At 59.2% G+C, this 12,738-nt stretch carries 12 protein-coding genes and 1 pseudogene; 10 read left to right on the top strand and 3 right to left on the bottom strand.

What is annotated here, in order from left to right; genetic code table 11:
- Positions 1-74 precede the first annotated feature (74 nt).
- Positions 75-602, bottom strand: coding sequence for a winged helix DNA-binding protein (locus tag GV827_RS16580; RefSeq protein WP_164354929.1), 528 nt, complete (start codon positions 600-602; stop codon positions 75-77).
- A gap of 351 nt (positions 603-953) precedes the next feature.
- Between GV827_RS16580 and GV827_RS16575 the strand changes: the two genes are divergently transcribed.
- Positions 954-2,030: a Hint domain-containing protein gene (locus GV827_RS16575; RefSeq protein WP_164354928.1), complete on the top strand. Its 1,077-nt coding sequence runs from the start codon at positions 954-956 to the stop codon at positions 2,028-2,030.
- Positions 2,031-2,078: 48 nt separating this feature from the next.
- Here GV827_RS16575 and GV827_RS16570 read toward each other — a convergent pair whose 3' ends face one another.
- The gene (locus tag GV827_RS16570) at positions 2,079-2,648 is read right to left on the bottom strand and encodes a TlpA disulfide reductase family protein (RefSeq protein ID WP_164354927.1); all 570 of its coding nucleotides are present in this window, start codon (positions 2,646-2,648) and stop codon (positions 2,079-2,081) included.
- Positions 2,649-2,671: 23 nt separating this feature from the next.
- Here GV827_RS16570 and argH point away from each other — a divergent pair, with 23 nt between their 5' ends.
- The 5 genes from argH to GV827_RS16545 all read left to right on the top strand — a co-directional run bounded on the left by argH (position 2,672) and on the right by GV827_RS16545 (position 8,684).
- A complete protein-coding gene (gene argH / locus GV827_RS16565; RefSeq protein WP_164354926.1) occupies positions 2,672-4,063 on the top strand; it encodes an argininosuccinate lyase in 1,392 nt (463 codons plus the stop codon).
- Complete coding sequence (locus GV827_RS16560) at positions 4,060-4,239, top strand: hypothetical protein (RefSeq protein ID WP_164354925.1); 180 nt, start codon at positions 4,060-4,062, stop codon at positions 4,237-4,239. Before argH ends, GV827_RS16560 begins: the two co-directional genes overlap by 4 nt.
- Before the next feature lie 168 nt (positions 4,240-4,407).
- Entirely contained in the window at positions 4,408-4,725 is a 318-nt protein-coding gene (locus tag GV827_RS16555) for a DUF2834 domain-containing protein (RefSeq protein WP_164354924.1), read from the top strand.
- A gap of 32 nt (positions 4,726-4,757) precedes the next feature.
- A complete protein-coding gene (gene lysA / locus GV827_RS16550; protein ID WP_164354923.1) occupies positions 4,758-6,023 on the top strand; it encodes a diaminopimelate decarboxylase in 1,266 nt (421 codons plus the stop codon).
- Between the two features lie 36 nt (positions 6,024-6,059).
- Positions 6,060-8,684 (top strand): TIGR02302 family protein, encoded by a 2,625-nt coding sequence (locus tag GV827_RS16545; RefSeq protein ID WP_164354922.1) that lies wholly within the window; start codon positions 6,060-6,062, stop codon positions 8,682-8,684.
- Between the two features lie 13 nt (positions 8,685-8,697).
- Here the strand turns inward: GV827_RS16545 and GV827_RS16540 are convergent, their stop codons facing one another.
- Positions 8,698-9,537, bottom strand: coding sequence for a zinc-ribbon domain-containing protein (locus GV827_RS16540; protein ID WP_164354921.1), 840 nt, complete (start codon positions 9,535-9,537; stop codon positions 8,698-8,700).
- A gap of 164 nt (positions 9,538-9,701) precedes the next feature.
- Between GV827_RS16540 and GV827_RS16535 the strand changes: the two genes are divergently transcribed.
- The 4 genes and pseudogenes from GV827_RS16535 (at position 9,702) to GV827_RS16520 (ending at position 12,602) form a co-directional block, all read left to right on the top strand.
- Entirely contained in the window at positions 9,702-10,379 is a 678-nt protein-coding gene (locus GV827_RS16535; protein ID WP_164354920.1) for a cell division ATP-binding protein FtsE, read from the top strand.
- A complete protein-coding gene (locus tag GV827_RS16530) occupies positions 10,376-11,281 on the top strand; it encodes a cell division protein FtsX (RefSeq protein WP_408056272.1) in 906 nt (301 codons plus the stop codon). Before GV827_RS16535 ends, GV827_RS16530 begins: the two co-directional genes overlap by 4 nt.
- On the top strand, positions 11,281-12,006 hold the full coding sequence (locus GV827_RS16525) for a lysophospholipid acyltransferase family protein (protein ID WP_164354919.1): 726 nt from the start codon (positions 11,281-11,283) through the stop codon (positions 12,004-12,006). The genes GV827_RS16530 and GV827_RS16525 overlap by 1 nt, the downstream gene beginning before the upstream one ends.
- Positions 11,999-12,602: pseudogene (locus tag GV827_RS16520) on the top strand (pyridoxamine 5'-phosphate oxidase family protein). The gene GV827_RS16525 and the pseudogene GV827_RS16520 overlap by 8 nt, the downstream one beginning before the upstream one ends.
- Positions 12,603-12,738 lie beyond the last annotated feature (136 nt).

The following is a 12,738-nucleotide window of genomic DNA, read 5'->3' as shown; positions in this document are numbered from 1 at the left end:
AGACAGCAGAGGTTGCGATGGACAGCCTCAATCTGATCAGGCGCGGACGCACCGCTGGAGCGTGACGCTATGGATCAAAGCGAGGCAGCGGCCCGACTGGCCTGATCATACTGGCCTGACATTGCCCTGAGCCCCGCCGCGATTTCACGCAGATCGTCGCCGTTTGTATCCATCCGGCTGAGACCGTCCAGAAAACAGGATTTCCGCACCGCGCGGTAAGCTTCACAGAGTGCTTCACCCTCTTTGGACGTGCGGTAGAACACTTCCTTTCCGCGTTTCTCGGCGGTCAGCAACCCTGACTTCAAGAGCTTGCGCAAGGCGTAGTTAACAGTATGCGTGTCTTCTATGTTCAGCAGGAAACAGATGTCCGTCAGCCGCTTTTCCCGACCTCTGTGGTTGGTGTTGTGCAGCACAAGGATTTCCAGCGGGGTCAGGTCCGCGTTGCCCGCAGCCGCCATGCAGCGCGACATCCAGCGGGTGAACGCGTTGTAAGCGATGATCATACCATATTCGAGCTCAGAAGCCTCCCAACCTTCACCCTCTGCAAGGTGACGTGAGGAAACGATCCTTCTTTCGGGCAGGGCTTTCGTACGGCCTGACATATGCGAAACCTTTCTGAACTTGGCCTTGAAACGCTAACAAATTGTTCACAAAATTCAAGTGTTAGACTGTCTTATAGCCGGTCTCAGTCCCGTTATGCAGGGGCAGAGTGCGGTATTGTCCGCTTAAGAAATACATCAGATGAAACCAAATCATGGATCTTTGCGCCTCTGCCGGTAGCAGGAATTGATCTGTGACCACGCATCCTAACGGAACAAAAACCACATGTGGCCTGATGCCCACATTAACAGCAAATCGCAACTTCTTGTTATATATTACAAAATCGCTCTTTCCTGCGCGCGGCAGTTTTGTTAACCTTCTGGTAATAAAAATTGAGGCAGGCAGAACGAGCAATGAAAACGGGCTTTCGCGGCACGTTTGTCATCAGCTGGTCGCAAACTGAAATAGACGGTCTTGAGGCCGCGCCGGTTCAATCCCTCAAAGTAGGGGCGGCGTGGGCTTGGCGGGGGGATGCCATCCGGGTGGATGGACCGAATGATGTATTGCGGCTGGACCAGGCAGACGGTGCAGAAAATCTTCGCAAGCGCGCTGCACGTATGGTGCACCGGCTTGTTGGTGCGGCACTTGAAAAAGACGCGCCTGTGCTTCCGAGCGTAGACAAAGAAGCTTTGGATGACATTCCTTTGCTTGATAACAGCTTTGTCGTTACCGATGGCGGCAAAAGCTATACCGTTACATTGATCGAAGTCGGTCGTGGTACACAGCCGCTACTAATGTTCCTTGACGAAATTCCGCCGCGCGACTGCGAGTTGTGGATCGTGCATCATACACTTGGATCCTCGCCACATAATGCGCATTCGGAAGGTTCCGGCGGCGTAATTTGCTTTACGCCGGGAACCCGGATCATGACCCCAGAAGGATTGGTCCGGATCGAGGATCTGCGCGAGGGCGATCGGGTTCAGACCAAGGACAATGGCGCACAGCCCATCCGTTGGGTCGGGAGCCGTCGTATGACAGGGGCACGGCTGTTTGCCATGCCCGCACTGCGGCCCATTCGCATTCGCTCGGGTCACTTTCTGGAAGACATGCCGGATGAGGATCTGATCGTCTCGCCTGAGCATCGGATCCTGATCAAGGGACCGGTCGCACGAGAGCTTTTCAACACGCCCGAGGTTCTGGTGGCGGCAAAGGATCTGATCAACGGGGATACGATCACGGTTGATCTGAAGATGCGTGAGGTTACGTATATTCATCTGCTGTTGGACCGACATCAGGTAATGTGGGCGAATGGAGTGGAGACGGAAAGCTTCCATCCGGCCTCTACTGCCTTGAGTACGCTGGATGAGACGGACAGAGTGCGGCTTTTGGCGACGCATCCAGAGTTGGAATATGATCCCCATACTTACGGCAGCTTTGCCCGTCGCAACCTATCGGGGTCCGAGGCGGCAATCCTGCAGCACGCGGCGTAGACCCAGCGCAATGAAAAAGGGCGCGGCGTTTGGGGGTGCCGCTGCCCGTTAGCTTTCCGTGCGGCCTGCAATGAGCGCCTTTATGATCAATTTGGCACTGTCGCTGTCCCAGACCGCATCGCCGCGCAGTCGCGCGATCTCGCGGCCTTCGGGATCAATCAGCACAGTAATAGGCAGACCGAAAATACCCATTTGGGATGCGAGGGCCTGTTTGGGGTCTTGGTGACGCGGCAGGCTGTCGACGCCGGATTCTTCAAAAAACTTGATGATCCCTTCTGGAGAATTGCGGCCCGTGGCGATGGTCACAACCTCAAAGTGGTCCCCGCCGAATTCTTTCTGCAGCGCGTTGAGTTGTGGCATCTCCTTGCGACAGGGCGCGCACCATGTGGCCCAGAAGTTCACCAGAACGTACTTTCCACGGTAGTCAGCAAGCGAACCCGTACCGGCATCATCGGCAAGTAAGTAAGACGCATCCGAGACCGCTTGAGGGGTATCGTGGACGATCAGCTTTTTCATATCACCTTCGCGCAACGAAATGATGTCTGGCCCCGCAGCCATTGCAGCGTTTGCACCTGCCAGAAGGGCCGTATACATCAGGCCGAGTAGTAATTTTCTCATCCTATCCCTCCGAGGGTTCTTTTATGACTGATCAAACGTCCAACAAAATGTGGGGCGGCCGCTTTGCCGCCGGTCCTGATGCCATCATGGAGGCAATTAATGCCTCCATCGGCTTTGACAAGCGCATGGCGGCACAGGATATCGCGGGCAGTCGCGCCCATGCAGCGATGTTGGCCGCGCAGGGCATCATCAGTGATAGCGATGCCGAAGCGATCCGGGAAGGTCTGCTCACGATCTTGTCAGAGATCGAAGAGGGGCGGTTCGCGTTTTCCACGGCACTGGAAGACATTCACATGAACGTCGAGGCGCGGCTGAAAGAGGTGATCGGCGAGCCCGCGGGTCGGTTGCACACGGGGCGGTCGCGCAATGATCAGGTGGCGACGGATTTCAAGCTTTGGGTGCGCGATCAACTGGATGCCTTCGAGAGCGGCCTCATTGCGCTTATCCAGGCGCTGCTTGGACAGGCCGAGGCCGGAGCAGACTGGGTCATGCCGGGGTTCACGCATTTGCAGACGGCACAGCCCGTGACCTGGGGCCATCACATGATGGCATACGTAGAGATGTTTGGCCGGGATCTGAGCCGGGTGCGCGATGCGCGGGTCCGGATGAACGAAAGCCCCTTGGGCGCTGCGGCATTGGCGGGCACGTCATTTCCTATTGATCGTCACATGACGGCTGACGCGCTGGGCTTTGACCGTCCGGCCGCGAATTCACTGGATGCGGTCAGTGATCGGGATTTCGCGCTGGAGTTTCTGGGGGCGGCCAGCATTTGCGCGATGCACCTAAGCCGCTTTGCCGAGGAATTGGTGATCTGGTCTTCGGCACAGTTCCGATTTGTCGCGCTCAGTGACCGGTTCTCGACCGGATCATCCATCATGCCGCAAAAGAAAAACCCAGATGCGGCAGAGCTGATCCGTGCCAAGGTAGGTCGCATTTTTGGGGCGAACACCGCGTTGATGATGGTGATGAAGGGCCTGCCGCTGACCTATTCAAAGGACATGCAGGAAGACAAGGAACAGGTCTTTGATGCCGCCGACAACCTGATGCTGGCGCTGGCCGCGATGGAGGGCATGGTGCGCGACATGACCGGAAACCGCGAGAACCTTGCGGCGGCTGCGGGCAGTGGTTTTTCCACCGCAACCGATCTGGCCGACTGGCTGGTGCGGGTGCTGGGCCTGCCGTTCCGCGATGCGCATCACGTCACTGGATCGCTTGTGGCCATGGCCGAGGCAAAGGGCTGTGATTTGCCTGACTTGACGTTGGAACAAATGCAGTCAGTTCACAATGATATCACGCAAGATGTCTTTGGCGTTCTTGGCGTGGAAAATTCCGTGAATTCGCGTATGTCTTATGGGGGCACAGCACCAGAGCAGGTGCGGGGTCAAATCGCGCGTTGGAAGGGTTTGCTTGGATGAGATGGGTTTTGGCAGTGCTGATCGCGGCGGGCGTTGCCGCTTGTGGAGCAGATGGCGAGCCTGTCATACCGACGCGGGACGCAACGATCACGTTAACTGATAACGGCATGTCGGCCCACACGCGTGTAGGAGTGAGCAAAGGGCCACTGACGGTGACGTTGGGGGTTGGGCTGTGATCCGGGTTTTGCTCATCTCGCTGCTTTTCGCGCTGACGGGATGTGGCACGCCTGACCCGGACGACGATCCGGCCGGACGGTCCGATACACGTCAGCAACCTAGCAATTATCAGCCCGGGATCCATATTACCGGCCATGCCAATGTCGGTGTGGTTCGGAGGTACTGATATGTCCCCTTTGCGTATGATTTTTCTGGCCCTTGCGATATGGGGGGCCATTCACCCGATGTATTACTTCATCACGTGGTTCAATCAGAACGGCTATGACATCATGGCGATGGTCGATGCGTGGCATGTCAACGCTGCCGCCAGTGGGCTAGTGTGGGATCTGACCATAGCCGCTGTCACGCTGACCGTCTGGATCATCGCCGAGGTTGCGGTGCGGCGGAACTGGCTGGCACTCATTGCCATTCCAGCCACCTTCTGTATTGGGGTCAGCTGCGGCTTGCCGCTTTATCTTTTTTTGCGGACAGCGCCTGTAAAATAGGGCGCTCTCAAGTATTCAGGGCCAAAAAGAAAATGGATCATTTCCTGTATCGTGACGGCGCACTTTACGCCGAGGATGTTGCTATTTCCGAGATAGCGGCTGCGGTCGGCACGCCGTTCTATGTCTATTCCACTGCAACGCTCTTGCGGCACTTCCGGCTGTTCGATGAGGCGCTGGAGGGGATGGATCATCTGGTTTGCTATGCGATGAAGGCCAATTCAAATCAGGCGGTGCTGCGCACGCTTGCCGAAGTGGGCGCCGGGATGGATGTAGTGTCTGGTGGAGAATACCGCAGGGCCCGTGCCGCGGGTGTGCCAGGTGAGCGGATCGTGTTTTCTGGCGTCGGCAAGACACGGGAAGAGATCAGGACGGCACTGGAAGGCGGCATCCGGCAGTTCAATGTGGAAAGTGAGCCGGAAATGGTGCTGCTGGATGCGGTGGCGCAAGAGGTGGGTGTGAAGGCGCCAATCACCGTGCGGGTCAACCCTGATGTGGATGCAAAGACGCACGCCAAAATTGCCACGGGCAAATCAGAGAACAAATTTGGCATTCCGATTTCGCGCGCGCGCGAGGTATACGCAATGGCGGCCAAGATGCCGGGCCTCGAGGTCATTGGCATCGACGTCCATATCGGCTCTCAACTCACAGAACTCGAACCCTACGAGCTGGCTTATCAAAAGGTCGCCGACCTGACAGAGACCTTGCGCGCGGATGGACACAAGATCACACGGTTGGATCTGGGTGGCGGTCTGGGCATTCCTTACGAGCGCAGTAACGCGGATCCACCGCTGCCATCGGATTACGGTGCTTTGGTCAAGCGAACACTGGGCCATCTGGGCTGCGAGATCGAGATTGAGCCGGGCCGTCTGATCGCCGGTAATGCGGGACTGCTGGTGAGCGAGGTGATCTACGTCAAGTCGGGTGAGGGGCGCGATTTCCTGATCCTCGACAGCGCCATGAACGATCTTATTCGCCCGGCGATGTATGACGCCTATCACGACATCATTCCGGTGGTGGAGCCTGCGGCAGGTGTAGAGATGCAACCGATGGATATCGTGGGCCCGGTTTGCGAATCTGGTGACACTTTTGCCAAGCAGCGGCTTATGCCGCCGTTGCAGTCTGGTGATCTTGTCGCCTTCAGATCGGCTGGTGCATATGGCGCGGTTATGAGCAGCGAGTATAATTCGCGACCACTTATTCCCGAAGTGCTGGTGAAAGACGATCAATTCGCGGTTATCCGCGCACGGCCGACCTTTGACGAAATGATAAAACGAGATACCATTCCCGAGTGGTTGTGAGGCTATCCTGCCCCGCACCCTGAGGGAGCACGCGAGATGAGCACATTCACCCCCAATGATTTGCGCAACGGGCTGAGAGGTCTGCGCTGGCCCTTGCGGCTGACTTGGGCGGGGATGCTGGCCGAGGCGCTTGTGCAATCGCTCTGGCCGCTGATGACGGTGGTTTTGCTGGTGTTGGCGGCGCTGATGCTGGGTTTGCAGGACACCGTGATCATCGAAGTGGTATGGGGTGCTGCCGTTCTGACGGCAGTCGCGGCCTTGGGTGCATTCGTCTATGCGCTGCGGCGGTTCCGGGTCCCATCGCGGGGCGCCGCAATGGAACGGTTGGATGCCAGCCTGCCGGGTCGGCCAATTCAGGCAATGATGGACGATGCGGCCATCGGGACCGAAGATGAGGCGGCCATGGCGGTCTGGCGCGCGCACAAGGCCAGGATGGCCGAGCGTGCGGCAGCGGCGCGGGCGGTACCTGCTGATCTACGGGTATCGAAACGTGACCCTTACGCATTGCGCTTTGTGGCGGTGCTTGCATTCGCGGTGGCACTGCTTTTTGGATCAATCTGGCGGGTTGGGTCCGTGGCAGATATGGCCCCCGGCGCTGGCGGATTGGCGTCAGGTCCGGTCTGGGAAGGCTGGGCAGAACCGCCAAGATACACAGGCAGGCCCACGCTGTATCTGAACGATCAGACGGCTGAGACGCTGGATTTGCCCAAGGGTACGCTGATCACACTTCGGTTCTATGGCGATGTCGGGGCGCTGACTTTGTCAGAAACGGTGTCCGGTCGGACGTCCGATTTGCCAGCGGCATCGGATCCGGCCCAGGATTTTGCCGTCCTGCAAGCGGGCACAATCGCGGTGGATGGACCTGGCGGACGTGCATGGAGCGTGACAGTACGCCCCGATGACCCACCAGAAGTTGAGATATTGGGCGAGCCCGAAGTGGCCGCACTGGGTGAGATGCGGCTGCCCTTCGGCGCAAATGATGATTACGGGGTCGAGGCCGGCGAGGCACGTATCATGCTGGACCTTGCGGCGGTCGATCGCCGTTATGGCCTAACCATTGACCCTGATCCACGGGCAGAAATCGTGGTGCCTTTGCCGACCCCTATTTCCGGTGATCGGGCCGCGTTCGAAGAGAACATGATTGATGATTTTTCCAAACATCCCTGGGCCAATCTCCCCGTCAAATTGACGCTTAGCGTTCTGGATGCGGCAGAACAGCAAGGCGCAACTGCACCCGTGGACATGACCTTGCCCGGACGGCGGTTCTTCAATCCTGCCGCCGCCGCGATGATCGAGATGCGACGCGACCTGCTTTGGTCCAAGGCCAATGCGCCGCGCATGGCGCAGGTGATGCGGGCGGTATCCTATCAGCCTCAGGACGTGTTGCGAAGCGAGACGATCGCGCTGCGGGTCAGGCGGCTGATCGAGCGGCTGGAAATCCACGCGCGTTACGGTCTCGACGATGAGGTTCAGGATGAGCTTGCGGAAGACCTCTGGGGGCTGGCGCTGGAACTGGAGGAGGGAGTGCTGGCCGATGCGCTGGAGCGGTTGCGCCGCGCACAAGAGCGGTTGCAGGAGGCGATGAAAAATGGCGCCTCGGACGAGGAGATCGCGGAACTAATGGATGAGTTGCGTCGCGCTACCGAAGAATACCTTCAGCAGCTTCAGCGCCAGCAGGCACAGGAAGGTCAGCAGGGGCAAGACGGACAGCAGCAACAGCAGCAGGGCGAGTCCATGCAGATGACGCAGGACGACCTTCAGCGGATGATGGATCGCATTCAGGAGTTGATGGAACAGGGCCGCATGGCCGAAGCCGCAGAGGCGCTCCAGCAGCTTCAGGAGATGATGGAAAACATGCGGGTCACCCAAGGCCAGCAGGGTCAGGGCCAACAATCACCGGGGCAACAGGCGATGGAAGGGCTTGCCGACACGCTGCGGCAGCAGCAGGGACTGAGCGATCAGGCATTCCGTGATCTACAGGAACAGTTCAACCCCGGTGCGCAGGCTGGTGAAAATCAGGGCAACGAGGGCCGCAATGGCGGCCAAGGGCGCGGTCAGAGCCACGAAGGCCAGAACGGTCAGGGGCAGGGCAACGGCGACCAGCAGCAAGGTGAGGGACAGCGCGCCGAAGGGAACCAGCAAGGTGATGGCAGCGCTGGCAACAGCGAAGAGGGTCTGGCCGAGCGCCAGCAGGCGTTGCGCGATGAACTGCGCCGCCAGCAGGGCCGCCTTCCCGGTCAGGGGACACCGGAAGGCGATGCGGCACGCGACGCGCTTGACCGGGCAGGCCGCGCAATGGATGACGCCGAACAGGCGTTGCGCAACCGCGATCTGGCCGAGGCCATCGACAATCAGGCGCAGGCCATGGAAGCGCTGCGCGAAGGGATGCGGTCACTCGGCGAGGCGATGGCGCAACAGGAACAGAACCAGCAGCCCGGGCAAGGCACTGCGGAGTCTGACCGGAGGGCGCAAAACCGAGATCCGCTGGGGCGCGAACAAGGCAACAATGGTGCCAACAGTTCCGAAGGCCCGCTTGCGATGGGACCGGGCGGTGCAGGGCGCGCGCGCGAGCTGCTCGACGAAATCCGCCGCCGCTCTGGCGAGACGGAGCGCCCGGAAGTTGAACGGGATTATCTGAACAGACTGCTTGACCGGTTCTAAGCGGCGTTGGTCTTTAGTTTGAGGATTCTGTTGCCGCGTCGTTGAGCCAGTTGAGCAGGCTTTGGAGTTTCTCATCCAACGCCAGACGCATTTGGTCAATCCACGCGACATAGCTGTTCAGCATGGGTTCAAGCGCAGGAACCGCTGCGGAAATCTGTGCCGCAAGGATATAGAGCGCGGCCAGCACAATTGCGATCAGCACGACTGTCAGAAACCCGGTCTTGAAACTGCGCTTTTTCTTTTGTTCGCCGCCAGCACCCAGCTCCTCGCGAGCGTCAGCGTCAACGCCGCTGGGGCTATTGTCGCTGCGCAGGGTCGAGTTGATCTCTTCGATATCGGGCAACAATCCCCGCCGCGAGGAAATCGCGGCCGCGGCAGCAGCGGTTTCCGTGTCTGGCTCATTCTCTCCACGCATGCGGGCCATGCGTCGCTTGGCGTCCATCGCGCGGCGCTCCGCTTCATCCTCTGGATCAGGCCTTGTCGGCTCATCTGCGGTTTCAAGGCCTAGGTCAGGCTGGCTTTCCAGCGTTTCGGATTGGCGACGCTTGCGTGCCTCGAACTCCGCTTCGGCCTCCTGCCTCAGGATATCGGCAACGGCCGGGTCAAGCTGGCGCCGCTCGGGTTCTTTGCTGGGCGGCGGTGCGGGGGGCGGAGGCGGCGAGACTTCCTCGTCAGGAGCGGGTGCCTCAACACTCAACTTTATGTCTTGGTCATCTTCCGCGGGAACGTGGTCTGGATGATGTTGAAACCAGGTCTGGCCGCAGTTGGAGCACTGTACATCCCGGCCAGAGGTCGGAATAACCTCATCCGGGACCTCGTACTGGGCGTCACAATTTGGGCAGCTCAGCCTCATTTGGTATTCCGTCGCTCACTCACAACTATATTTGCGCACCTTTCAATACCATATGGTTAACGTTTGGCCAGGAAAAGCGATAACTGGTGCGCGTGCCTCTAAGTGCTGCATTGAATCCCCAGCGGTGCTGAGGCACAACAGAACCGTTGAGACGGGGTGCAGGTGTGATCGAGCTGGAAAATGTGGCCTACAGCTATGGCGGTGGCGAATTGCTGTCTGACATTTCGCTGAAATTGGCGCCGGGTTCGTTTCATTTTCTGACCGGCCCGTCTGGTGCGGGCAAGACCACCTTGATGAAACTGTGCTATGGGGCGCTGCTGCCTACGGCAGGTCACATCCGGCTTTTTGGCGCAGATGTACGGGGACTTGACCGAGACGGCATCACAGAAATCCGCCGCCGTGTTGGTGTGGTGCATCAGGATGTGCAGTTTCTGGATCATCTCAACGTGACGGACAATATTGCGTTGCCCCTGACAGTATCAGGGCGACATGCCGAAGCGGCGGGCAGCGATCTGAACGAGCTGATGTCTTGGGTTGGTCTGACAAACAGGGCCGATGCCCTGCCGCCAGAGCTGTCCGGGGGCGAGCGCCAGCGCGCGGCGCTGGCACGCGCGGTGATCATGTCACCGGACGTGATATTGGCGGATGAACCCACCGGCAACATCGACTGGGAGATGTCACAACGGCTTTTGCGGTTGCTGATCGAGCTGAACAAGATGGGCAAGACCGTATTGATCGCCACCCACGATCTGAGCCTGATCCGCGCCACCAAGGCACATGTGCAGGCGAGGGTGTTGCGGATCGCCAACCGGCGCATACAACTGGCAGGAGCAGACCTGTGATATTGGACATCGCCAGTCTGCGCGCTGTTTTTCTCGGTGACCGTCAGGCGGACCGCGTGGTCCCGCCATCAGGCTTTACCGCGCAACTCACGGTTTTTGCGGCGGCTGTGATGGCGTTTCTGGCGGTTTTTGCCATGGCACTGTCACTGGCTGCGGGTCGGCTTGCGGACCGGTGGGGCGAGGAATTGGCACGCTCTGCGACCATTCGCATTGTCGCGCCGCTGGACCAACGTGCAGTACAAACTGAAGCGGCGCTGCGCATTCTTGAAACCACCCGCGGCGTCGCCAGCGCGCGGGCGCTGAGTGATGAAGAACAGCAGGAATTGCTGGCGCCTTGGTTCGGATCTGAACTGGCACTGGACACGCTGCCGGTGCCACGTCTGATTGAGGTGATTGAGAACAGCGATGGCGTCGATGCCGCCGGGCTGCGTTTGCGTCTGGCCGCCGAAGTGCCGGGTGCGGTGTTGGATGATCACAGTCGCTGGCGCGCACCCTTGATACAGGCAGCAACCCGTCTGCGAATCCTGGGGTGGGCGTCTATCCTTTTGATCGCGGCTGCGGTGGCGGCGATGATCACGCTGGCCGCCAACGCGGCCTTGGCAGCAAATGCGCAAGTCATTCGCGTGCTGCGCCTTGTTGGTGCGACTGATGGCTATATCGGGCAGGCTTTCATCCGCCGCTTTACGCTGCGCGCGTTCTCAGGCGCGGCGGTAGGTACGGCACTAGGCTTGATTGCAATGCTGTTCCTGCCGGACGCATCAGATGCGGGTGGTTTTCTGACCGGGCTCGGGTTTCAGGGCTGGCACTGGCTCTGGCCGCTGTTGATCCCGCTGCTTGCCGGGGCTGTCGCCTTTGCGGCCACGGGGGCCGCAGCACGGCGTACATTGAGGGAGCTTTCGTAATGCTGCAATGGGTGCGTTCGATCCTCTACATAATTCAGGTGACGATCGCGATGCCGATCATCGGTCTGGCATTTGCCCCTTGGGCGATGTTCTCAAAGACCGGCGCTTACACGGCCTGCAAGACCTATGCGGCATGGTGCATGTGGAGCGCGCGCTGGATGATCGGATTGCGGTGCGAGGTGCGTGGCAAAGTGCCTGATGGCGAGGTGCTGGTTGCCGCCAAGCATCAGTCGTTTCTGGATATCATGATCATATTCCACGCCCTGCCACGGGCCAAGTTCATCATGAAAAAGGAAATTCTCTGGACCCCGGTGATTGGTCAATACACCAAGCGCATGCAGATGATTGCCGTAGACCGGGGCAAGCGCGGCAAGGCGATCCAGAAGATGATGGATGACGTTCACGCGGGCCGGATCGAGCCGGGACAGATCGTGATCTATTCACAAGGCACCCGTGTCGCGCCGGGGGTGTCGGCCCCCTACAAGGTGGGCACCGCCGTTCTTTATGGGCAGTTGGGGCAGCCCTGTATCCCTGTGGCTACAAATGCAGGCTATTTCTGGCCACGACGCGGGCTTTACCGCCGTCCCGGTCTGGCAGTGGTCGAATTTCTTGACCCGATCGAACCGGGCCTGTCGAAAGACGCGTTCATGGCGGACTTGGAACAAAAGGTCGAAACGACATCCAACGCCCTGTTGAAAGAGGGAGGATGGCAGCCAAATGCCTAGGATCACGGATATTGAGCAACTTGAGTCTCTTTACGGCAAGGCGGGTGCTCCCTCGTTGCGCAAGGTGGCTGACAGGATGACGCCGCTATATCGCGAGTGGATCATGGCGTCCAAGTTTTGTGTGCTCAGCACCGTGGGACCACAGGGAACTGACGGCAGTCCGCGCGGTGACGATGGCCCCGTGGTTTTGGAACTGGATGAGCGGACGTTGGCCATGCCCGATTGGCGTGGAAACAACCGTCTCGATTCCCTTCGCAACATTGTTCAGGACGGGCGGATTTCGTTGATGTTCATGGTACCCGGATCGAACAATGTCGTCCGGGTGAACGGCCAAGCCATTCTGACCGACGATGCAGAACTGCGGGCGCGGTTCGAAAAGAAGGGTCGCCAGCCCGCGACCGTGATCGTCATCACCATTGGCGAGATTTATACCCAATGCGCCCGCGCGCTGATGCGTGCGGGGACGTGGTCAGGAACGGATGAAAGCGCGGGACTGCCCACGGTAGGCGAGATATTGGCCGAGATGACGAGCGGCGAAGAAGGCGGTGCGCCCTATGACGATGCATGGCGCGCGCGCGGCCAAGACCATGTGGTAGCTTTCCACCTGTTTTTGGGAGATTTCTTCTTCATGGGTCTTGGCGGGTGGTCGACGTTCATGGCCTATGAATGGATCACGGGGCCGGATGCCGTTGTACCCAGCTTGATGCCTATTGCCTTGCGCGGCACCGCTTG

Origin of the sequence: Sulfitobacter sediminilitoris, from assembly GCF_010667575.1 — a bacterium.
GTDB lineage: Bacteria > Pseudomonadota > Alphaproteobacteria > Rhodobacterales > Rhodobacteraceae > Sulfitobacter > Sulfitobacter sediminilitoris.
This window is presented reverse-complemented; position numbering and strand designations above follow the sequence as displayed.